The organism is Kitasatospora sp. NPDC051853, assembly GCF_044452665.1.
Lineage (GTDB): Bacteria > Actinomycetota > Actinomycetes > Streptomycetales > Streptomycetaceae > Kitasatospora.
On the sequence record NZ_JBITBY010000001.1, the window covers coordinates 694090 to 714537 of the forward strand.

General features: G+C 74.2%; 25 protein-coding genes. 13 read left to right on the forward strand and 12 right to left on the reverse strand.

Annotated elements, in window-relative coordinates; genetic code table 11:
- Window positions 1-63 precede the first annotated feature (63 nt).
- The 3 genes from ACIA8O_RS03000 to ACIA8O_RS03010 all read right to left on the reverse strand — a co-directional run bounded on the left by ACIA8O_RS03000 (window position 64) and on the right by ACIA8O_RS03010 (window position 2402).
- On the reverse strand, window positions 64-1254 hold the full coding sequence (locus ACIA8O_RS03000) for a serine hydrolase domain-containing protein (RefSeq protein ID WP_396291737.1): 1191 nt from the start codon (window positions 1252-1254) through the stop codon (window positions 64-66).
- Window positions 1255-1425: 171 nt separating this feature from the next.
- Window positions 1426-1920, reverse strand: a complete 495-nt coding sequence (locus tag ACIA8O_RS03005) for an SMI1/KNR4 family protein (RefSeq protein ID WP_396291738.1) — start codon at window positions 1918-1920, stop codon at window positions 1426-1428.
- Window positions 1917-2402 (reverse strand): MarR family winged helix-turn-helix transcriptional regulator, encoded by a 486-nt coding sequence (locus tag ACIA8O_RS03010; RefSeq protein WP_396291739.1) that lies wholly within the window; start codon window positions 2400-2402, stop codon window positions 1917-1919. Before ACIA8O_RS03010 ends, ACIA8O_RS03005 begins: the two co-directional genes overlap by 4 nt.
- A 47-nt stretch (window positions 2403-2449) precedes the next feature.
- Between ACIA8O_RS03010 and ACIA8O_RS03015 the strand changes: the two genes are divergently transcribed.
- The 3 genes from ACIA8O_RS03015 (at window position 2450) to ACIA8O_RS03025 (ending at window position 4570) form a co-directional block, all read left to right on the forward strand.
- Window positions 2450-3355 carry an EamA family transporter gene (locus ACIA8O_RS03015; RefSeq protein WP_396291740.1) on the forward strand — a complete coding sequence of 302 codons (906 nt, stop codon included), beginning with the start codon at window positions 2450-2452 and terminating at the stop codon, window positions 3353-3355.
- 29 nt (window positions 3356-3384) lie between these two features.
- On the forward strand, window positions 3385-4023 hold the full coding sequence (locus ACIA8O_RS03020) for an NAD(P)-dependent oxidoreductase (RefSeq protein ID WP_396291741.1): 639 nt from the start codon (window positions 3385-3387) through the stop codon (window positions 4021-4023).
- Window positions 4024-4156: 133 nt separating this feature from the next.
- On the forward strand, window positions 4157-4570 hold the full coding sequence (locus ACIA8O_RS03025) for a PPOX class F420-dependent oxidoreductase (RefSeq protein ID WP_396291742.1): 414 nt from the start codon (window positions 4157-4159) through the stop codon (window positions 4568-4570).
- 56 nt (window positions 4571-4626) lie between these two features.
- Here ACIA8O_RS03025 and ACIA8O_RS03030 read toward each other — a convergent pair whose 3' ends face one another.
- Genes ACIA8O_RS03030 through ACIA8O_RS03040 form a run of 3 tightly spaced genes read right to left on the reverse strand, consistent with a single transcriptional unit; the run spans window position 4627 to window position 6083 of the window.
- On the reverse strand, window positions 4627-5040 hold the full coding sequence (locus ACIA8O_RS03030) for a VOC family protein (protein ID WP_396291743.1): 414 nt from the start codon (window positions 5038-5040) through the stop codon (window positions 4627-4629).
- 10 nt (window positions 5041-5050) lie between these two features.
- The gene (locus tag ACIA8O_RS03035) at window positions 5051-5497 is read right to left on the reverse strand and encodes a helix-turn-helix domain-containing protein (protein WP_396291744.1); all 447 of its coding nucleotides are present in this window, start codon (window positions 5495-5497) and stop codon (window positions 5051-5053) included.
- Between the two features lie 4 nt (window positions 5498-5501).
- The gene (locus ACIA8O_RS03040; protein WP_396291745.1) at window positions 5502-6083 is read right to left on the reverse strand and encodes a DUF6434 domain-containing protein; all 582 of its coding nucleotides are present in this window, start codon (window positions 6081-6083) and stop codon (window positions 5502-5504) included.
- Window positions 6084-6176: 93 nt separating this feature from the next.
- On the opposite strand from ACIA8O_RS03040, the gene ACIA8O_RS03045 reads away from it, so the two are divergent.
- The gene (locus tag ACIA8O_RS03045) at window positions 6177-6710 is read left to right on the forward strand and encodes a hypothetical protein (RefSeq protein ID WP_396291746.1); all 534 of its coding nucleotides are present in this window, start codon (window positions 6177-6179) and stop codon (window positions 6708-6710) included.
- 7 nt (window positions 6711-6717) lie between these two features.
- Here ACIA8O_RS03045 and ACIA8O_RS03050 read toward each other — a convergent pair whose 3' ends face one another.
- Window positions 6718-7014: a hypothetical protein gene (locus ACIA8O_RS03050; RefSeq protein ID WP_396291747.1), complete on the reverse strand. Its 297-nt coding sequence runs from the start codon at window positions 7012-7014 to the stop codon at window positions 6718-6720.
- Window positions 7015-7101: 87 nt separating this feature from the next.
- On the opposite strand from ACIA8O_RS03050, the gene ACIA8O_RS03055 reads away from it, so the two are divergent.
- Window positions 7102-7527 carry a DUF5958 family protein gene (locus ACIA8O_RS03055; RefSeq protein ID WP_396291748.1) on the forward strand — a complete coding sequence of 142 codons (426 nt, stop codon included), beginning with the start codon at window positions 7102-7104 and terminating at the stop codon, window positions 7525-7527.
- Here ACIA8O_RS03055 and ACIA8O_RS03060 read toward each other — a convergent pair.
- Window positions 7488-8285, reverse strand: coding sequence for a hypothetical protein (locus ACIA8O_RS03060; protein WP_396291749.1), 798 nt, complete (start codon window positions 8283-8285; stop codon window positions 7488-7490). The two genes, ACIA8O_RS03055 and ACIA8O_RS03060, sit on opposite strands and share 40 nt — an antisense overlap.
- Before the next feature lie 227 nt (window positions 8286-8512).
- Here ACIA8O_RS03060 and ACIA8O_RS03065 point away from each other — a divergent pair, with 227 nt between their 5' ends.
- The 4 genes from ACIA8O_RS03065 to ACIA8O_RS03080 all read left to right on the forward strand — a co-directional run bounded on the left by ACIA8O_RS03065 (window position 8513) and on the right by ACIA8O_RS03080 (window position 11898).
- Window positions 8513-9382, forward strand: a complete 870-nt coding sequence (locus tag ACIA8O_RS03065) for a DMT family transporter (protein WP_396291750.1) — start codon at window positions 8513-8515, stop codon at window positions 9380-9382.
- 24 nt (window positions 9383-9406) lie between these two features.
- Window positions 9407-9796, forward strand: a complete 390-nt coding sequence (locus ACIA8O_RS03070) for a hypothetical protein (RefSeq protein ID WP_396291751.1) — start codon at window positions 9407-9409, stop codon at window positions 9794-9796.
- Between the two features lie 250 nt (window positions 9797-10046).
- A complete protein-coding gene (gene nudC / locus ACIA8O_RS03075) occupies window positions 10047-10946 on the forward strand; it encodes an NAD(+) diphosphatase (RefSeq protein WP_396291752.1) in 900 nt (299 codons plus the stop codon).
- 331 nt (window positions 10947-11277) lie between these two features.
- Complete coding sequence (locus tag ACIA8O_RS03080; RefSeq protein ID WP_396291753.1) at window positions 11278-11898, forward strand: DJ-1/PfpI family protein; 621 nt, start codon at window positions 11278-11280, stop codon at window positions 11896-11898.
- A 4-nt stretch (window positions 11899-11902) separates the two neighbouring features.
- On the opposite strand, the gene ACIA8O_RS03085 is transcribed toward ACIA8O_RS03080, so the two are convergent.
- From ACIA8O_RS03085 to ACIA8O_RS03095, 3 genes are all read right to left on the reverse strand, one after another.
- Window positions 11903-12445: a hypothetical protein gene (locus tag ACIA8O_RS03085; protein WP_396291754.1), complete on the reverse strand. Its 543-nt coding sequence runs from the start codon at window positions 12443-12445 to the stop codon at window positions 11903-11905.
- Window positions 12442-13059: an HAD family hydrolase gene (locus tag ACIA8O_RS03090; RefSeq protein ID WP_396291755.1), complete on the reverse strand. Its 618-nt coding sequence runs from the start codon at window positions 13057-13059 to the stop codon at window positions 12442-12444. The genes ACIA8O_RS03085 and ACIA8O_RS03090 overlap by 4 nt, the downstream gene beginning before the upstream one ends.
- A 334-nt stretch (window positions 13060-13393) precedes the next feature.
- Window positions 13394-14116, reverse strand: coding sequence for a siderophore-interacting protein (locus ACIA8O_RS03095; RefSeq protein ID WP_396291756.1), 723 nt, complete (start codon window positions 14114-14116; stop codon window positions 13394-13396).
- A gap of 138 nt (window positions 14117-14254) precedes the next feature.
- On the opposite strand from ACIA8O_RS03095, the gene ACIA8O_RS03100 reads away from it, so the two are divergent.
- From ACIA8O_RS03100 to ACIA8O_RS03115, 4 genes are all read left to right on the forward strand, one after another.
- The gene (locus ACIA8O_RS03100; protein ID WP_396291757.1) at window positions 14255-15271 is read left to right on the forward strand and encodes a methyltransferase; all 1017 of its coding nucleotides are present in this window, start codon (window positions 14255-14257) and stop codon (window positions 15269-15271) included.
- Window positions 15272-15332: 61 nt separating this feature from the next.
- Window positions 15333-16289 carry a ribokinase gene (locus ACIA8O_RS03105; RefSeq protein WP_396291758.1) on the forward strand — a complete coding sequence of 319 codons (957 nt, stop codon included), beginning with the start codon at window positions 15333-15335 and terminating at the stop codon, window positions 16287-16289.
- A gap of 65 nt (window positions 16290-16354) precedes the next feature.
- Window positions 16355-16807 carry a type II toxin-antitoxin system PemK/MazF family toxin gene (locus ACIA8O_RS03110; RefSeq protein ID WP_396291759.1) on the forward strand — a complete coding sequence of 151 codons (453 nt, stop codon included), beginning with the start codon at window positions 16355-16357 and terminating at the stop codon, window positions 16805-16807.
- A 92-nt stretch (window positions 16808-16899) separates the two neighbouring features.
- A complete protein-coding gene (locus tag ACIA8O_RS03115) occupies window positions 16900-17268 on the forward strand; it encodes a hypothetical protein (protein ID WP_396291760.1) in 369 nt (122 codons plus the stop codon).
- An 8-nt stretch (window positions 17269-17276) separates the two neighbouring features.
- On the opposite strand, the gene ACIA8O_RS03120 is transcribed toward ACIA8O_RS03115, so the two are convergent.
- A complete protein-coding gene (locus tag ACIA8O_RS03120) occupies window positions 17277-20435 on the reverse strand; it encodes a tetratricopeptide repeat protein (RefSeq protein WP_396291761.1) in 3159 nt (1052 codons plus the stop codon).
- Window positions 20436-20448: the final 13 nt, after the last annotated feature.

Here is a 20448-nt window from a genome sequence, read left to right on the forward strand (position 1 = left end):
CGGGACTGCTGACGACACGTCGGGAGGGGCCCCGCGGCGGCGGGGCCCCTCCCGACGGTCGGCCTACTTCTGCGGGAAGAGCTCCGCGATCAGCAGCTTGGCCAGCTCGTTGGCGGGCGCGGTGGCGTCGGGGGACTGGTTGAGGTTGGCCAGCACCACGACCGTGGCGCAGTGCCCCGGGTGGTAGCCCATGAAGCTGGTGTAGCCGGGGATCTGGCCGTCGTGGCCGAGGAAGCCGAAGAACTCGGCGATGCCGAGGCCGTAGCCCGGTGCGCCCGGCTGGTCGGAGGTGGGCACGAACTGCAGCCGCTCGTGCTGGAGTTCCGGCGAGAGCAGGGTGCCGGTGGCCAGCGCCGGGGCCCAGCGCTGGAGGTCGCCCAGGGTGGAGGCGGCGGCTCCGGCGGCCCAGGCCCAGGAGGCGTTCACCTGGGTGACCTCGTACGGGTTGCCCGCCGACCAGTCGGCCCAGGCGGCCTCCTTGTCGACCAGGGTCGGGGCGGTGAGGCTCTCCACGTTGGTGATGAACTGGTAGCCGCGGGCGTAGGGGGCGGGGATTCCGGCGCCGTTCTCCAGGCTGCTGCCCGGCATGCCGACCGGCTGGAAGATCCGCTGCCGGAACAGCTCGGCGAGCGGCTGGTGGGTGAGGTGCTCGGCGATCAGGCCGAGGATCACGGTGTTGGTGTTGGAGTAGTGGAAGCCCTCGCCGGGCTCGAAGTACACCTCGTGCGAGTAGGCCAGGTCGAGCAGCTCCTGCGGCGTCCACTCCGCCTCGGGCTCCTCGTCCAGGCGCTGGTTGAAGCCCGGGTCCTCGGAGTAGTTGTAGAGCCCGCTGGTCATGTTGAGCAGCTGGCGGACGGTGATGCGGTCACCGTTCGGCACGCCCGGGTGGTGGGCGCTCACCGGGTCGTCCAGCCCCAGCAGGCCCTCCTGGACCAGCTGGAGGACCACCGTGCCGGTGAAGGTCTTGGTGATGCTCCCCACCCGCAGGTGGTCGGCCGTCTCGATCGGCCTGCCGGTGCCCAGGTCCGAGGTGCCCAGCGCGGTGGTCCAGGTCCCGCGCTCCGGCGTGGTCACCGCCACCAGCGCCCCCGGGATCCGCAGCCGCTGCATCAGCGCGATCAGATCCTGCGTCAGCTGCTCGTTCGAGGGCCCCTCCTGGCCCGCCGTCCGCACCACGGGCGCGGGTGCGGGCAGCGGCGCCGCCGCCACCGCCGGGGCGGCGAGCGAGCCGGCCAGCGCGGCCGCCAGCAGCACGGCGCGCCACCGCCGTCCGCGTCGGCCTTCTGGCTTCGGTCTCGTGCTGGCTTCGATGTGCATGCGTGCTACCCGTTCGCCGCAGGGGTGGTCGTCCTCGTGCGGGGTCCATTCAGCCCCGGAGGAGCGCCGCCCGGCGCGCGTTGGGCCAACGGAGGGCGTGGCGGCCCGTCAGGCCGGCGAGCTGGAGGTGAGCCCCTCGACGAAGGACCGGAAGTCCGGTGCGAGGGGCAGTTCCTCCTCGCGCTCGCGGTCGAACCAGGTCACCGAGGGCTCGCCCCGCGGGCCGCAGCGCCGGTAGTCGAGGGCGATCCAGCAGTGCCCGTCACCGCAGAGCAGCACCAGGGGGGCGGGCAGGCCCCACTCGGTCACCAGGTAGGGCGTGTCCAGCAGGGAGAGCCGGTCCGGGTCGTGGCCGATGCCCAGCAGCTCGTCCAGCGGTACCTGGTCCTCGGCCCAGGAGGTCGGCCCCGTGGTCGGGAAGGCGTCCCGGTCGGCGCTCACCGGGCCGCCGTTGCGCAGCCGCAGCAGCTCCAGCAGCGCGGCCGGAAGCCGTACCCCGAGCGCCCGTTCGGCCTCCGCGACCGCCGCGTCGGTCAGCGGCGGACGGGCCTCGGGGGCACTCTCGTCCCAGAACGTCTCCTTCACCCGGGCGAAATCGGTCATGTCAGGCCCTCCAGGAGGGTGCGGAGCAGGGCGGCGAGCTGCTCGCGGTCGGCGGCCGGGAGCGGGGCCAGCAGGCGCTGTTCGGTGGCGAGGTGGTCGGGGAGGGTCTCGTCGACCAGGGCGAGACCGGCCTCGGTGAGGGCGACCAGGACGACCCGGCCGTCGGTGGAGCTGGGGGTGCGGCGGATCAGGCCGCGCTCCTGGAGGCGGTCCAGGCGCTGGGTGACGGCGCCCGAGGTGACCATCATGGAGCGCATCAACTCGGCCGGGGTGAGCGGGTTCCCGGGCCCGTTGCGGCGCAGGGTGGCGAGCACGTCGAAGGAGGGGGTGTCCAGGCCGTGGGCGGCGAAGGTGCGCTTGAGCTCGGCCTCCACCCGGACGGTGAGCTGCTTGAGGCGGCCGATGACCGCCATCGGCGAGACGTCCAGATCCGGCCGCTGCGCGGCCCACTGCGCGAGTACCTGGTCCACGTGATCCGTCATGGGGAACAGTCTAGCGATATCTCTTAGCGGTGAGATATGTTTGCTTAGTGCTAAGAGATCGAACCGCAGCGCTCCTGCTCACCGCCCTGGCCCCCGCCGTCTGGGGCTCCACCTACCTGGTCACCACCGAACTGCTCCCACCCGGACGCCCGTTGCTGGCCGCGGTGCTCCGGGCGTTACCCGCCGGCCTCCTCCTGGTCGCCGTCACCAGGCAGCTGCCGAAGGGCAGTTGGTGGTGGAAGGCGATGGTGCTCGGCACGCTGAACATCGGCCTCTTCCTGGCCCTGCTGTTCGTCTCGGCCTACCGCCTGCCCGGCGGTGTCGCCGCCACCGTCGGCTCCGTGCAGCCCCTGCTGGTGGCCGGCCTCTCCGCCGCCCTGCTCGGCCAGCGCCTCACCCTGCGCACCCTGTTCTCCGCCGTGGTCGGCATCGCCGGCGTCGCCCTGCTGGTCCTGCGGGCCGACGCCCGGCTGGACGCCGTCGGCGTGGCGGCGGCCCTCGGTGGCGCCGCCGTGATGGCCACCGGCGTCGTGCTCAGCAAGCGCTGGACCTCCCCGGCCCCGCTGCTCGCCACCACCGGCTGGCAACTGGTCGCCGGCGGCCTGCTGTTGGTACCCGTCACGCTCCTCGTCGAGGGCCCGCCGCCCTCCTCCCTGACCACCGGGAACCTGCTCGGCTACGCCTACCTCGGCCTGATCGGCGCCGCCGTCGCGTACGTGCTCTGGTTCCGCGGCATCAAGGTGCTCTCGCCCAACGAGGTGACCTTCCTCGGCCTGCTCAGCCCGCTGGTCGCCGCCCTGCTCGGCTGGATCGTGCTGGGCCAGGGCCTGACGCCCGCCCAACTCCTGGGCGCCGCCCTCGCGCTGGGGGCCGTGGTCCTCGCCGCCCGCTCCGCGCCACGGCCCGCCGCCCCCGTGGCTCCCACGACGGCCCCGGCCCACGCCGACCGCTGACCCCCACCCGCCCGAAGGAGACCACCACCATGCGCATCACCGTCTTCGGGGCCGCCGGAGCGGCCGGCAGCCGGATCGTCACCGAGGCCCTCGACCGGGGCCACCGGGTCACCGCCGTGGTCCGCTCGCCCGAGCGCTACCCCGACCTGCACCCCGGGGCCCGCCACCGCAGCGGCGACGCCCTCGACCCTGGCCGGATCGCCGAACTGACCGAGGGTCAGGACGTGGTCATCGGCGCCACCCGCCCCGTCCCCGGCCGCGAGGAGGAGCACGCCGCCGTCACCCGCGCGCTGCTCGCCGGGCTGGCCGGGAGCGGCGCCCGCCTGCTGCTGCTCGGCGGCGCCGGAAGCCTGCTGCTCCCCGGCGGCGACGGCCTGACCGTGCTCGACGGCCCCGGCTTCCCGCCGTCCTGGCGGCCGATAGCCCTGGCCTGCAACGAGCAGCTGGCCGCCTGCCGCGAGGACCGGACCGTCGACTGGGCCTACCTCAGCCCGGCCGCCGTGCTGGAGCCGGGCGAGCGCACCGGCCGCTACCGGCTCGGCACGGACGAGCTACTGGTCGACGCCGAGGGCAACTCCGCCATCTCGATGGAGGACGTGGCCGTCGCCCTGCTCGACGAGGCCGAGCGGCCCCGCCACCACCGCACCCGCTTCACCGTCGGGTACTGACGGCGGCCGGGGCATGAAGGTCTCCTGCACCCGTGGCCCGGTCTCCTGGCCGGCCCGGGGACGGGGAGTGAGCGGCCGTCAGGGGACGGACGGGGGTCGACCCCTGACGGCCGGTCGGCATAGGGTCGGGGTCATGACAGTGATCATGAACGAAGCCGTCCGGGCCCTCCTGGACGCCCCCGTGCCGGCCGTCCTCGCCACGGTCAACCCCGACGGCGGCCCGCAGACCTCGATGGTCTGGGTCGGCCGGGACGGCGACGAGCTGCTGATCTCCTCCACCGCCGGCCTGCGCAAGGTCCGCAACCTGGAGCGCGAGCCGCGCGCCAGCCTGATCCTGCACGACCCCGCCGACCCGCTGCGCTACGTCGAGTTCCGCGGCCGGGCCACCGTCACCGAGGACACCGGCCGGGCACTGGCCGTCGCCCTCGCCGAGCAGTACGAGGGGCCCGGCGCGGGCCGGGAGTACCTCGAACTCCCGCCCGAGGTCCTGCGGGTGGCGATCCGGATCGTCCCGACCCGGGTGCTCGGTACGCTCACCAAGGCCTGACGACGGAGCCGGCCGCCCTCCCGTCCCGGAAGGCGGCCGACTCCGTCCGGTGCGGGCTACTTCTTCGGCTGGTTGAAACGGAGCGCGTTGCCCGACGGGTCGCGGAACGCGCAGTCCCGCACGCCGTACGGCTGGTCCACCGGCTCCTGGAGCACCTCGGCACCGGTGGCCCGGATCCGCTCGAAGGTGGCGTCCACGTCGTCGGTGGCGAAGATCGCCCCGCGCAGCAGACCCTTGGCCAGCACCTCGGCCATGGTCTCGCGGTCCGCCGCCGAGGCGTTCGGGTCGGCCAGCGGGGGCTCCAGCACGATCGAGACGTCGGGCTGGGAGGGCGAGCCGACCGTGACCCAGCGCATCCCCTCGAAGGAGACGTCGTTGCGCACCTCGAAGCCGAGGGCGTCCCGGTAGAAGGCGATGGCCGCGTCGTGGTCGTCGACGGCGATGAAGGTCTGGGAGAGCGTGATGTCCATGGGCCTTACGCTACGGCCGGCCCTTCGGATCTGCTTCTCCATTCCTGACCGACTTGGAGGGCGGTGTCCGCACGGGCCGCAGGTACATCTTGGCGATGTAGGACGGAATGGCCGACTCGTCCACGTGCTCGCGCGCCCGGTAGGCGCTCGGGCTCTCCCCGACCAACTCCGTGAAGCGCGAACTGAACGAGCCCAGCGAGGTACAGCCCACCTCGAAGCAGACCTCCGTCACGCTCAGGTCCCCGCGCCGCAGCAGCGCCTTCGCCCGCTCGATCCGACGGGTCATCAGATAGCTGTACGGCGTCTCGCCGAAAGCGGCCCGGAAGCTCCGCGAGAAGTGGCCCTCCGACATCAGCGCGGTGCGGGCCAGCGCGGCCACGTCGAGCGGCTGCGCGTAGTCGCGGTCCATCTGGTCACGGGCCCGCCGCAGCCGGACCAGGTCCTCCAGGTTGCTCATCTGATCACCCTCCCACAGCGCCGCCCCCGGCCGCTCGCCGCCGCAGCTCCTCCGGCAGCGCCCGGTACGCCTGCCAGGCCGCCACCGCCGCGCCGCGGGACCCGTCCGGATGCCCGGCGTGCCACTCCCGCAGGAACCGGTTGAACTCGAACTGCGCCCCCACCTCCTGCGGCCGCGCCATCTCCTCCCGGCTCCCGTGCCAGTGCCGCACCGCCTCCCCGAGGGTCCGCCCCGCCCCCTCCGCGACGAACGCCCGCATCGCCGCGTCGAAGTGGAAGCCGGGGCCCACCTCCCGCTCGAAGTACGCCCGCAGCACCTGACCGCACCGCTGCCCCTCCGGGATCACGGTGTCCGCGCCCAACGGCTCCGCCAACTGCCGGCCGGCCTTCGCCCGCCGCACGGGCGCGGCCACCGCCGCGCCGTCGAGCACCGCCGCCAGCCGCTCGGTCAGCGCGGCCTTGCCACCACCGCGGGGGACGCCCATCGCCCTTGCCAGGACGGTGAGTTCGTCCAGCGTCCAGTACCAGCGGCGCAGCTCGGCGCCGGAGAGTTCCGAGGTCAGGGCGGGGCGGGACGGTGCTTCCATGGCCGCGACCCTATCCGCCAAGTCGATTGCGGCCGTCGGTGCGGTGTGCGTACCGTCGGTCCGGTTCCGGTTTCGGTTCGAGGGGAGCGGGTGATGGCCGAGCTGAGCGGGCTGGTGCGCGCCGAACTGGCGCGGCACGACTGGGCGGCGCTGCGCTGCCGCTGCCGGGGGACGGCCGAGCACGTCCCGGAGCTCTTCGAGATCCTGTTGACCGCCGAGACGGCGCGGGACGCGTTCGGGTACTCCCTGGACGGGCACGTGGAGTGCGACACCAACATCGACGAGTGCACCCCGGCCGCCGTGGGAGTCATCCTCGCGGCCTTGGCCGGCGAGGTCCCGCCGTTCGTCGGGCACCATTTCCTGGCGACCCTCTCGCGGGTTGCGGCCGGTTGGGACACGGCCGGCCCGGCGGTTCCCGGACGGGTGGGTGACGACTGCCGGGCCGCGGTGCGGGAGGGCCTCTGGCCGCTCCTGCAGCGCGGTCTCGGCGGCACCGCCGACGACGCGGAGACCGTGGCCGACATCATCGAGTGGTTCGGGCTCGACGACGAGAGGTCGGTGTACTACCAGGACCTGCTCCGTGCGCGGGTCGTGGCCAGGACGAAGCGTCGGACGCCGAAGTGGTGAGGGTCCGTCAGGGGGTGTTGCGGCGGGCGAGGCGGCGGTTGGCGGTGAGGGCGAGGACGAAGACGGCTCCGCCGACCACGGCCGCGGTGCGCTCGATCGGGAGGGAGTCGGCGATGGAGCGTTCGATCTCCTCGTAGGTGCTCGACGTCGCGCCGCCGCTGCTGACGCGGCGGCAGACCTCCCCCGGCTCCATCCTCCGGTCGCCGCACTGCGGCACCGCGTCGGAGTGGTGGACCAGCAGGTACAGCGAGAAGGCGCACACCAGCAGGGCGATGGCGGCCAGGATCCCCGTGAACTTCTTCATGGCCGGGGACGCTACCGACGGGTAGTCGCACGGGGCGGCCAGTTCAACTGCTGTTCATCCAGGACGGGAACGAGGAGGTGGGCCGAGGTGGACGAACGCCCGGTCGTCCTGAACGAGTTGGCGCAGGGGCTGCGGACGCCCGCCCAGGGGGTGGGGTGGTTCGAGGCGATGGCGGGGGACGGGCAGGTGGAGGTGCTGAACCTGCTGACGATGTACTGCCTCCAGGCGCGGGCCGTCACCGAGGACGGCCCGGAGAGCATCCGCAGGGCCGGCATCCGACCCACCCACACCCCGGCGGTACTGGTCGTACGCGGGCGCCTGCCGGAGCAGTTGGCGAAGATCGTCGGGCTGCCGCCGGACGAACGGGTCAAGTCCTTCCGGCTGTTGGTCGCACTGCTGGCCGTCGCCGACGAGCGGCGCCGGGCGCTGTACTGCGCCGGCGGCTGCTCGCACGACTGGCACCACCTCGAGCCTCAGAGCGGGAGCACCGGCCGGGTCGAGGTGTCCTCGTAGAAGGCGTCGCCGGCCGGGTCGTGGAGCCAGGCGGCGTAGTCGGGGTTGCGGTGGGAGGTGGCGAGCGGGAGCCAGCCCAGGAGGCGGCCGTAGCCGCCGCAGGCGGACTCGCCGCCGTCGCCGCCGTAGACGGAGGCGGGGTCCGAGGTCAGCTCGGTGCGGTAGGTGTCGTAGGTGATGTGCAGGCCGAGGGCGTTGGGGCGGTGCTGGGGGCCGTCGGGGGAGTGGTACGGGATGCGGTCGAGGGGGCAGGTGTCACCCCAGCGGAAGAGGGTGCGGGCGCCGGCGCCGCAGGCGTGCTCCCACTCGTCGGGGGTCGGCAGCCGCAGGCCGCGGGCGGCCAGGACCTCGGCGGCGCCCTCCGGCTCCTCACCGAACTCCTCGTCCTCGACGGCCATCAGTACGGTGGGGACGGTCACCCGCCGGTACGGGCTGAGCATGTGGGCGAGGTGTCCCCGCAGGTCGTCCGCGTGGCCGAAGCCCTGGTCCACGCTGGCCCGGTAGTCCTCCTCCTGCCCCGGCGCCGGCTGCCACGCGTCGAGGTCCAGGCCGAGCGTGACCTCACCCCCGGGGACCAGGGCGAAGGCCTGGCCGGCGCGTTCGATCAGCGCGCGGTGGAAGGGGCGGCCGAGGTGGTGGACGGTCTCGACGGAGACCAGGTGACCGCCCGTCAGGGCGGCGGCCTCGCGGGCGGTGCGCAGGGCGGTGGGCAGGTCGAAGGACCGCCACTCCTCGAAGGTGAGGTCGTCGATGGGCATGGTCCGGAGTCTGCCAGCGGCCGGTGACAGCGGAGCGGGCCGGCCGTGTACGGTGAGCGCCATGCGTTCCCGGATCCTGCCGCCGCCCGTCCGCTAGCGGGCGGCTGACTCCCTGACAGGTGCCGGACGGCCTCCCGTGGCCGTCGGGCCGGTGAGTGGCGCCCGCACGGGGTGGACCTGATCCGGCCGGGCCGAGCCCGGCGCCTCTTCCGTGGAGAACGAACGCCATGACCACGCATGTCGCCGTGCCGTACCGGCACGGTGTGCTGTCCATTTCCGCCGCGGCCGTCGCCTGGGGCGTGGGCGGGGCCGTCGCGGCCCTGCTGATGAACACCGCCGGGCTCGGCCCCGTCGCCGTCTGCGCCTGGCGGTTCGCCGTCGCGGCCGGGTGCCTGGTGCTGCTGCCCGCGCGACGGGAGCCGGGCGGCCGGTGGGCCGCCGCCGTGCTCACCGGGATCGGACTGACGGTGGGTCAGTGCGCCTACTTCGCCTCGGTCCGGTACGCGGGCCTGGGGCTGGGCACCCTGGTCACCATCGGCGCCGGTCCCGTGTTCACCAGCCTGGGCGCCCACCTGCTGCTCGGCGAACGCCTCACCCGCCGGGCGCTGGCCGCGAACGGGCTCGCCCTCGGCGGGTTGGTCCTGCTGGTGGCCGCCCCGGCGGCCGGGCCGCGCCCGCTGCTCGGCACCGGGCTGGCACTGCTGGCCGGTGCCGCCCAGAGCGGGCTCACGCTCTGGGCCCGGGGCGGCGGCACGGCCCGCGCCTCGGCCGGGGCCTTCGGGACGGGGCTGGCCTGCCTGGTGCCGCTGGCCCTGGTGCTGGAGGGCGGCCTCCTCCCGGCCACCGGGCAGCCCGCCCCGACGGCCGCCGCGCTGCTCTTCCTCGGGACCGTCCCGACCCTGCTCGCCTACCGCTGGTACTTCACCGGCCTGACCACCGTCCCCGGCGCGACCGCCGCCGTCCTGGTCCTGCTCGAACCGGCCGCCGCTGCGGTCCTCGGCATCGCCTGCTTCGGCGAGCCGTTGACCTGGACGGTGGCGGCGGGCGCGGCCCTGCTGCTCACCGCGGTCACCGTCCTGGCGCGCCGCCGGGAGTGACCGTCCGTCAGGGATGATGGCGGGATGCTGGTCATGGTGGAGGCGGTCCCGGCCGGGCTGCCGCTGGTACGGGTCAGGTCGGCCGTCGGCACGGCGGTGGTGGTGTGGCGCGGGGCCGACGCGGACGTGGGGCGCGAGCACCACGTCGAGTGGACCCTGGACGAGGAGATCGCCTGGGGCCGGAACGCCCACCCGGCCGCCTCCACCACCCCCGCCCTCCGGGACGAGGACGGCCACGTCGTCCTCCGCGGAGTACTGGGCCTCGACGAGGACGGCGGGGCCACCCTGGGCCTCGCCGGCACCCACGTCCTGCTGGGCCTGCCCGAGCCGGCGCCACCGGCGGACGCCGGGGGGACCTGGGCCGAGGTCCGGATCGCTCGCGAGCACGCCGAGGTGTGGCCGTTCGAGGTCTGACCGGGCGATGACGGCGAACACGTCCCGCAGGCCGACCGAGGAGTCGACGCCGACCTGGCAATCGCCCGCAGAGTCATCCTGTGCCGCACCCTGGCCACCGGCACCGAGCCCACGCACGTCCCCGGCATGCGCAACGAGCTCAAGCGTCCGACCGGCGCCGGCCTCGTCGTCGGGACCGAGCCCGACACCCCAGGTGGTGGACGCCCACTATCGTGGAATCTGCGCAGGACAGGACGGGCTAGGGGGAACCTTGTACTACAGCGGCTTGGGGCTTGACCGGGTTGGCGGCCGGCGTACCGACTCGGAGTGGGTCGCCGGGCTGTTGACGAGCCCCAGTACCCAGGTGATCCCCTTGTGGCGGGACCACTGTCTGGTCCGCGACGACAGGCCCGTCCGGCTGCCGCCGGCCGAGGCGCGGGGCATCCTCGACGCCGCCGACGACCCGGTGTTCCTCGGCCTGGACGGAGAGGCCGCGGTGTTCGCGGCCGACGTGTCCCGCGTCGACCGGTCCACCGCCGTCGAACTGGCCACCGCGGACACGGTGCTGGAGGTGCGAGCCATGGTTCCCACCATCACGCCGGACGAGGCGGGCCTGCTCGCGTATGCCCGTGGAATCCTGCACTGGAACCGGAACCAGCGGTTCTGCGGCGCGTGCGGCGGTCCGGCCGTCCCCGGCAACGGTGGCCACCTGCGGACCTGTCAGGACTGCGGAAAGCTGCTCTTCCCGCGGATCGAACCGGCCGTGATCGTGCTGGTCGAACTACCCGGCACGCCTCGGCGCTGCCTGCTCGGCCGGCACGCGGGATCCGGTCCGGACCGCTTCAGCACGCTGGCCGGGTTCGTCGAGATCGGGGAGAACCTCGAGGACGCGGTGCGCCGCGAGGTCGCCGAAGAGGCCGGTGTCGAGGTGGGGACGATCACCTATCAGGGATCCCAGTCGTGGCCGTTCCCGTCCGGAATGATGATCGGGTTCCGCGCCGAGGCCGTTTCCGACCGGATCGACGTGGACAACGTGGAGGTGGTGGAGGCACGGTGGTTCACGGCGGCCGAACTTCGGTCGCGCATGACGGACTCCGCTGGCGGCGGGCCCTACCGGGTCGACTCGATCGACAAGGTGCTCATCGACCAGTGGCTGGCCGACGTGGAGTGAGCCGGCTTGCCACCCTGTCGGGGGGAATGTGAGCCGAACTCGACGCGGAACGCGCCGACCTGGCAATCGACCGAGCCCACGCACATCTCCGGCATGCGCAACGAGCTCGAGCGTCCGACCGGCGCCGGCCTCGTCGTCGAGACCGAGCCCGGACTGTACGCAATCCCCACACCCGGAACAGCCGACTGACCGCGTGACCTGCCCGCACCCCGTCACAACGACGAAACGGACCTGGCCTCGCTCAACGCCCTCTGAGGCGCCGTCAGGCGGGGCCGCCCGAGCCCGACCTGGCTGCCCCGGGGCCGGCGGCGCGGTGTCTATGCTGCACCGCATGGACATCGTGATCCCGCTCTTCGAGGACTTCGAACCGCTCGACGCCATCGGACCGTACGAGATCCTGGCGTACGTGCCCGGGGCCACCGTGCGCTTCGTCACGGCCGAACCGGGCCTGGTGAAGGACGTGTTGGGGTCGATGCCGGTGCACGTCCCGACCGCCTACCAGGAGGTCGAGCGGTGCGACGTCCTGCTGGTCCCGGGCGGCGGCAGCTTCCTGCGGATGTCGGCCGACCAGGAGTTCCTGGCCTGGGTACGGCGGATGCACGAGGGCACCCGCTTCACCACCTCGGTCTGCACCGGCTCCCTGGTCCTCGGCGCGGCGGGCCTGCTCGACGGCCTGACCGCCACCACCCACTGGGCGGCCGTCGCCGATCTGGAGGCCCACGGCGCCACCTACACTGCCGAGCGGGTGGTCCGCCAGGACCGGGTGATCACCTCGGCCGGGGTGTCCTCCGGGATCGACATGGCGGTGCAGCTCGCCGCACTGCTCACCGACGAGGTGACCGCACAGGCGATCCAGCTCTACACCGAGTACGACCCCCAACCCCCGTACGACTCCGGCTCCCTGGCGAAGGCGAAGCCCGAGGTGGTGGCGCGCGCCCGCACCTTCGGGTAGCGGTTCAGACGCCGGCTCCGGTGCGGCCCGACACGTTCCACTCCATGGGGAGGGGCGCCTCGCAGAGGGCGCAGAGGTACTCGGCCTCGCGGACGACGTTGAGTTCCCGGCAGGCCGGGCAGCGGCGGAAGACGAATGCGTGGGTGAAGCCCGGCGGGTGCGCGATCCCGGCGAGGTCGAGGGCGGCGGCGAGTGCGGGCCAGGCGGGGCCGGGGTCGGGGCAGTAGCCGGTCGACTGGTTGGTCACCTCGTGGGCGGCCCAGCCGTCGGTGCCGTCCGCCGCCTCGAAGGCGATCTCACCGGCGCAGAGCACCGGTGCGCCGCCCGCGCAGACCACGTGCTCGCTGCGGCGCGGGGCCAGGCGGAGCCGGCCGGCCAGGTCCACGACGTAGGTGAACGGCTCGGCGGGTTCGGGGCCGGGCCGGGAGGCGAGCCAGGCGGTGAGGTCGCCGGGCGAACGTATCGGGGTTCCCTCCAGGGCCGGGGCGAGGAGGCGCCTCAACTCGGGCGGGCCCACGTAGGGGTGGGGCCGGTGGGTGGTGGTCATGCGGTGAGGAGCGGGGCGAGGGCGGTGCGGAGGCCGTCGGGGGTGGTGTAGTGGTGGCCCGTCATGCCGAGGGCGGTGGCGGCGGTGACGTTCTTGGGGCTGTCGTCGATGAAGAGGCAGCGGTCGGGGGCGGCGCCGGCCAGGGCGGAGGCGTGGTGGTAGATGGCGGGCTCGGGCTTGGCACTGCCGAACACGGCGCTGTTGACGACGTGGTGGGCGAGGTCGGTGAGGCCGAGGTCGGCGAGGCCCTGGTCGGTCCAGGGGGTGCCGTTGGTGACCAGGACGAGGGGGCAGCGCAGACGCACCTCGCGGAGCAGGGCCACCACCACCGCGTCGGCGTGGACGGGCGTGGTGGTGAAGGCGGAGGCGAGGCCGCGGGCGGTCGCGGCGTCGGTGCGGGCCGTCAGCGAGTCGGCGATCAGGTCCGCCCACCGGTGCTTGGTGAGCCGGCCGAGGATCAGCGGCTGGGCGACCTCCGGGGCGAAGGCGGCGGCGTAGGTGCTGCCCTCCGGGAGCCCGGCCCCGCGTTCCAGGACGGCGAGTTCGGACTGGTCGAAGTGGCGGATGACGCCGTCGAAGTCGCACAGGACGGCGTCGAAGGGGGAGGAAGTCACCCGGTCTGGATATCACAGGGGGGAGGAGGGCGGTATGGGGAGCAGTGGCGGGACGGCGGCGGCACTGCGCCACGTGTGGTGGATCGTGGGCGGCGCCGGGTCCGGGAAGAGCATCGTGGCACGGGAGTTGGCACACCGCTTCGGCTGGAGGTGAGTGGTCACCCCGGGGGCGCGGGGAACTGCGCGGGTCGGGAGGCGGCTCGTCGGCAACTGAGGCTCTGTCAGCCAGTTGCAGGTGCTGCCGTTCCCCTGCGCGTCCGCGCGGCGGAGCCGCACATCAGCAGAGCCCCGCGCCCCGGGGTGACCGTTTGCCGCGCGGCCCGGAGGGCGGGCCTCAGGGGCGCCAGTAGCCCTGGGCGTGGAGGCGGGGTTTGGGGAGGGCGAGGTCCTTGCGGGCGAACTGGGCGAGGGTGCGGGTGGTGGCGGTGTCGCAGGCGATCCAGAGGTAGGCGTCGGTGGGGTCGCCGAGGAGGGCGGGGAGGGTGGTGCGGACGTCGGTGGTGAGGGCCGCGCCGGCGGACTCGCGGGGGACGTGGCGGACCTCGTGGCGGTCCGGGTGGGTGCGGAGGGGGAGGGCGCGGTCGGAGGGGTGCTGGGTCTCCAGCCAGATGGTGGCCGGGGTGTCGGGGAGGGCGGTGAGGAGGGAGGTGAGGGCGGGGGCGGAGGCGCTGTCGCCGATCAGGAAGAGGTGACGGGGCGTCGGGTCGGGGAGGGTGAAGGCGGAGCCCTGGAGGGTGGCGTGGACGGTGTCGCCGGGGGTGGCGGTGCGGGCCCAGTCGCTGGCGGGGCCGTCGTGGAGGGCGAACTCGATGGCGAAGGTGCCGTTCGCCGGGTCGGGGTCGACCAGGGTGTAGGCGCGCTGGTGGGGGCGCCCGGCGTTGTCGAACCAGAGGCGCACCCACAGGGTGGGGTGGACGCCGGTGGCGGCGAGCAGGCCGCCGTCGGTGAGGTGGAGGCGGCGGCAGTGGTCAGTGACCTGCTCCGCGCCGGTCACCGTGAACGTGAAGTCCCGGCCGCGCAGCAGCTTGAGGACGACGCCTTCCCAACCGTGGCCCATGGAGTGCTCCCTCTGTCTGACCCTCGAAGTTCGGTTAGCCTAACCTAACTCAAGCAGGGTTGGTCTGTCCGGGCCACAGGGGCGGATCCCTTGGTGCGTCCACGTCCTGACGGAGGGTCGGCTGGCTAGCTTGGCGGCATGCACACCGCGGCCACCCCCGCCCTGGCCATGCTCCGGCTGCTCGGCGGCTTCCAGATCTCCCAGGCGCTCTACGTCGTGGCCCGGGCCGGGCTGGCGGACCGGCTCCTCGACGGGGAGCGGACGGTGGCGCAGCTGGCCGGGGCCACCGGGCTCCGGGCGGATCCGCTGGCCCGGATCGTCCGGGTGCTGGCCGGGCAGGGCGTGTTCACCCTGGACGCCGCCACCGGCCTGGTCGGCCTCGGGCCGCTCGGCCGTACGCTCGTCTCGGGGGCGCCGGACTCCGTCCGCAACATCGCGCTGACCTGGATGGAGACCCACTACCCCGCGTTCGCCGAACTCCGGCGCACCGCCGAGGACGGCGGGCCGGCCGCGGACCACCGGTACGGGATGCCGTTCTTCGCCTGGCTGGCGCGGGACCCGGAGAAGGTCGCCACCTTCACCGCGGCGATGACCGACTTCGCCCGGGCGATCCGTCAGGACGCCTTCTCCGCCGTCGAGTTGGACGGCGCCCGGACGGTGGTGGACGTCGGCGGGGCGGACGGCGCGGTGCTCGCGGCACTGGCACGGCGGTACCCGGGGCTGCGGGGGGCCGTCTTCGACCTGCCGCACGTGGTGGCGGCCGCGCCGGCGGTGCTGCGGGCCGCCGGGGTGGACGGCCGGATCACGGCGGTGGGCGGCGACTTCTTCGTCGAAGTGCCGCCCGCGGACTGCTACCTGGCGGGGTTCATCCTGCACGACTGGTCCGATGGGGAGGCGGCGCGGATCCTCTCCCGGATGCACGAGGCGGCAGCCGTGCCGCACGCCCGGCTGGTGCTGGTGGAGACGGTGCTGGACCGGGGTGAGGCGCCCGAGGTGGCCGCGCTGCTCGACCTCACCATGCTCGGGATGCTGACGGGCCGTGAGCGCTCGTCCGAGGAGTGGCGCGCGCTGCTCGCCGGGGCGGGCTTCCGGCTCGACCGGATCCGGGAGACCGGCGGGCCGATGTGCGTGATCGAGGCCACCCGGGTGCCGTGAGGAGGGCCGCCCCGTGGACGATGGGAGAGGGAATCAGCGGACGGACCCCGGGAGGACGGACATGTCGGCGAAGGTCGTCGTGGTCGGCAGCGTCAACGTGGACCTGGCGGTCAGGGTGCCGCACCTGCCCCGGCCGGGCGAGACGGTCTCCGGTGGCGGGTTGGAGCAGGGCACGGGCGGCAAGGGTGCCAACCAGGCGGTGGCCGCCGCGCGGCTCGGGGCGCGGACCGCGTTGGTCGCCCGGGTCGGGGCGGACGAGTTCGGCCGCCGCGCCCGGGAGGCGTTGGCGGAGGCCGGGGTCGAGGTCTCGGCGGTGACCACTGCGGCCGCCGCGACCGGGACGGCGCTGATCGTGATCGGCCCGGACGGGGAGAACACCATCACGGTCTCCCCGGGCGCCAACGCGGAGTTGGACCCGGCGGGCGTCGAGGCGCAGGCCGGGCGGCTCGCCGGGGCGGGGGCGCTGCTGCTCCAACTGGAGGTCCCGGTGGCCACCTGCCTGGCGGCGGCCCGGTCGGCGAAGGCGGCCGGGGTGCCGGTGGTGCTGAACGCGGCGCCGCTGCCGACGGAGATCGGCGCGGACCTGAGGGAACTGATCGCCGCGGCCGACGTGCTGGTGGTGAACGAGGTGGAGGCGGCCGGCCTGCTCGGTGGCGACGGGGGCGGCGACGGCGTCGGTGAGGTGGTCGGAGTTCCCGCCGCGCTGGGCCGGTTCGGGCCGGGCGAGGTGGTGGTGACGCTCGGTTCGCGGGGTGCGGTGCACACCGGCCCGGACGGGGCCGGGGTCCGCGTACCGGCCTTCGCCGTGGAGGCGGTGGACGCGGTCGGGGCGGGGGACGCGTTCTGCGCGGCCCTCGCGGTGGCCCGGGCCGAGGGCACCACCGACCTCGGTACGGCGGTCCGCCGGGCCTCCGCCGTCGGAGCGCTGGCCACCACCGGACGGGGCGCCCAGGGGGCGCTGCCGACACGGGCCGAGGTCGACGCCTTCCTCGCGGGCCGTACGGGCGTGCCGTCCTGACCCGGCGTCGGCGCCGGACCGTGGCGGCTTGATCGGCGTCACCCGGGCTGGCTAGCCTGCGGGGCATGGCCGAGACGACCGAGCAGGACCAGCAGACCCCGGGCCGCTCCGGCCCGTCCGCCACCGTGGAGGTCGAGGCGTACCGGGTCGGTGCGGTGCGGACCGAGTACGCGCCGGCCCACGACGGCGACCCCGACCCCGGCGAGATCGTCTGGACCTGGGTGCCCTACGAGGAGCGGGACGGGCGGGGCAAGGACCGCCCGGTGCTGGTGGTGGCCCGGGAGGCCGGCGGCACGCTGCTCGCGGTCATGCTCTCCAGCAAGGGCCACGACCACGACGCCGACTGGGTGCCGATCGGCGCGGGCCCGTGGGACCGCTCGGGGCGGGACTCGTGGGTGGCGCTGGACCGGGTGATGCGGGTCCACGACGCCGGGATGCGGCGGGAGGCCTGCGCCCTGGACCGGGCCCGGTTCGACCGGGTGGTCGAGGCGCTGCGGCGGCGCTACCGCTGGTCCTGACGGACCCTCTGCCGGGCGGCGGCGGATAATGGCCTGGTCGCGGGGCCCGTGGGCGGTGCCGGACGGGTGAGCGAGCGGGCAGGAGCGGGCGGATGGGTCTGACGGCGGGTCAGCGGGTGCGGCTGGTGGCGGACCTCGGGATCGGCGAAGCGGTGGCCGGGGAGACCCCGGTCGGCTTCCTCTCCCTGGGTGCCGGGGCCGAGGGCACCGTCGAGCGGGTGGACGGCGAACTCCCCGAGCCCGAGGGGGTCCGCGAGTACCGCCGCCTGAAGGACCTCTTCGACGACTACGGCCACACCATGCCCGAGGAGAGCCGCAAGCGCCTCGAAGCCCAACTCGCCGCCCTCGAACCCGAGTGGACGGCCCACCAGGCCCACGGCCCCCTGGTCACCGCCCGCATCCGCTTCGACAACGGCCTGGTCCTGGACGCGGCTCCCGAGGAGATCCTCACCCCGGTCTAGGGGGCGACCTACCGGTCGGGCCCCCTGAGCCGGTCGGCCACGCGCAGGCTGTGCCGGAGGTCTGCCGCGTAGCGTTCGGGCTGTGCCCGTGCGAGGGTGCGGTAGATGGCGACGGCCTGTGCGATGGTGCGCAGGGCCCTTTTTCGCCGACCCGTCTCCCCGAGGTCGATGGCGAGGTTGTTGAGGGCGTCGGCCAGGGCATGAAGGTGGGTGTCCGGGTCGTTCCGTGCGAGGACCAGACGGATGGTGACGGCCTCCTCGAACAGTGGGAGGCTCTCCTGGTGTCGGCCCGCCGTGCCGAGGTCGACGGCGAGGTTGAAGAGGGCGTCCGCGAGGTAGCGGAGGTGGGCGTCCGGGTTGATGTCTGCGAGGCTCCGGTGGAGGGCGACGGCCTCCCGGCCGACGGCCAGGGCCTGCTTCCGACGACCCGTCTGGCCGAGCCGCAGGGCGAGGTTGAAGAGCCCCCGGGCGTAACCGGCCAGGTGGGCATCGGGGTTGCTCTCGGCGAGGGTGTGGTAGTGAGCGACGGACTCCTCGAGCACGGCCAAGCCCTCCTTCTCGCTGCCGGTCTCGCTGAGCTGGTTGGCGAGGTTGTTGAGAGCCGTGGCGAGGCCGTCCAGGTGCGCGTCCGGGTCGGTCCCGGCGAGCGTGCGGTAGTGGTCGACGGCCTCCCTGATCACCGGCAGGCTCTTCCTCAGGCGGCCCGTGTCCTGGAGCCGGACGGCGAGGTTGTTGAGGGCCATGGCGAGATCGGTGCGGTAGGCGTCCGGGTCGGCCGATGCGAGGGTGCGGAAGTGGTCGGCCGCTTCCCGGGCGGCGGCCAGGCTCTTCTTCCGGTGGCCCGCCTCGCCCAGCTGGTTGGCGAGGGTGGTGAGCGCCACGGCGTAGGAGTAGAGGCTGGTGTCCGGGTCGTCGCTCGCGAAACTGCGGTGGATGGCGACGACGGTCTTGATCAGCTTCAGGGCGGTCTTTCGGTGACCCGCGTGGTGGAGCCGTAGGGCGAGGTTGCTGGCGGGACCGGTGAGGTCGGCCAGGTGGGCGGTATCGGGATGGGCCTTCAGCAGCGCCATGCGGCGGTCGACGATGGCTTGGGCCAGACGTAGGGCGGTGTCGGCAAGGCGGTTGCTGTCGGTGGGGAAGCGGCCGTGGAGTGCATCGAGGTCTTCGAGGGAGGTTGTGGGGTCGGCAAGGACGGTGTCCAGTGCGGTGATCAGGGGTGCGGGGCGGTCGGTTCGGGTCGCGGCGGTGACGATGTGCGGGGCGAGCACGCGGTGCTGACGGATGCACAGGTCGGTGAGGCGGGGCTCGAGGTGGCGGAGGGTGGGCTGGGCGGCGGCGCGGCCGTACACGGTGAGGAGCTGGGCGGCCTGGCCGGGGTCGGCGCCTTCGAGGAGGTGATCGGCGAGGTGCGGATCGGCTTCCAGGGTGCGGCCGACGTGGCGTTCGGCGAGGCGGTCGGGTTGCAGGGTTCCCCAAGGCGGCCCGCCCGGGGGAGTGGTGGGCGGGTAGAGCGCGGCGAGCCAGGAAGTGACCTGGTCGCGACGGTCACGGGGTTGGTCGGCGAGTACCGGGAGCCGTCGCCAGAGGAGGTCCGCCTGTGTCCGGTCGGTGGCGCCGGTGAGGTGGGCGGCCGCGAGGGCAGTCCTGAGGGCGTTCGTGCTCAGGGCGGGCCTGAGGCCGCGGGCGGCGGCCGCCTCGCGCCAGTACCGGTCTTCGTGGTCGAGCAGCCTGTCCTCGACGTCTCGGGCGTCAAGTCCCTTCCTGGAGAGTCCTGTTGGGGTGATCCGGGACTTCGTGTCGAGGAGGTCGGCGAGGGCGGTCATGTGGAGGGTGAGCGCGTTGCCGTAGGCGTCCTGGCCCAGGTCCCGGGGCGGGGTCAGGGTGGCGGCGGCCGCGGTCCAGTCGTGGTCGGCGAGGCCGGGGACGAGGGGCAGGGCGGTGGCGAGTGCCCGGGCGGCCCGGCGGTAGTGGGCGGCCCGACGGCCGGCGTCGTCCTCCAGCGGACCGAGCCGGTGGGTGCGGGCGGTGCCGAGACGGGCCCCGGCCTGCCGGGTGGCCGTGCGCGCCTGGTCCCACCAGTCGCCGTCGGTCCGTGCCAGCAGCAGGAGTTTGAAGGGGCTGCGGCCGGGGTGCTCGGTGGCGGCCTCGACCAAGGCAGCGAGCTCCTCGGGGCGGGTCTCGGCGTAGTCGAGGACGACGAGGAGGGGCCTGGTCGCGCGGCCGAGTCGGAGCAGTTGGTCGGGCCGGGCGCCGGTCCGAGGCCACAGCGTGCTCCAGCCCCTGCTGCCGAGCAGGTGGGCGAGTTGGTGGGCGAGGCGGGTCTTCCCCTGTCCGGCGGGGCCGTGCAGCAGCCACGCCCCGAAACCGCGCGGCACGCACCAGGCTTCCAGCTCCGCGAGCAGCCTCCGGCGGCCCCGGAAGGGGACGGTCTGCCGGCCGGCCTCCAGCAGGGCGGTCGGTGTCGCCGGGTCAGGTTGCCTGCTGGGGTGGTGGGTTCGGTCCGCGATGTCCTGGAACTCGACCTCGGCCAATTCCGCCCGCGGCCCGGCGCCGTGCGCGGCGAGGACGGCGCGGAACGCGGCGGCGTGGTGCAGGACGTAGGAGGGGACGACGTCGAGCCGTCCGTGGCCCGAATGGGCCCGGTCCGCTGCCACGACGCCGACCAGGTGGCGGTCGCAGTACACCGCGGCCCCGGACAGACCTGCCCAGGGTGACGGGCCGGGCCCCGCCCACGCGCTCACGGGTGTCCGCAGGTCCATGACGTACTGGTTGCCGGCGAAGCCGCTGCCGGGGTTCATCTCCCCGGCGAGGTGGGAGGCCTCGACGGCAGGGCCGGCCGACTGGGCCTCGTCCGGGGTGCCCCAGGTCTCGCAGGGGGTGCCGGGGATCGTGGTGCCCAGGCGTCCCCACAGGACCGGCGCGGTGGGTGGTTGCCAGTGCGGGGAGGCGTCGACGAGGACCAGCGCCGCGTCGTCCCGTCCCTTGGGAGTGCCGGCCCACAGCACCCTGGCGCGCGCGGTGCCGGTGCCGACGGGATGGAACACGGTGACCTCGGTGCCCACCGGGCCGGTGACGTGCGCGGAGGTCAGCACCAGGCGGCCGCCGACCGCGTACCCCGACCCGTGTCCGCCGGGGCCGGTCACCACCGCGAGCCGTTCCTGTTCCACGGCCGTACCCCCG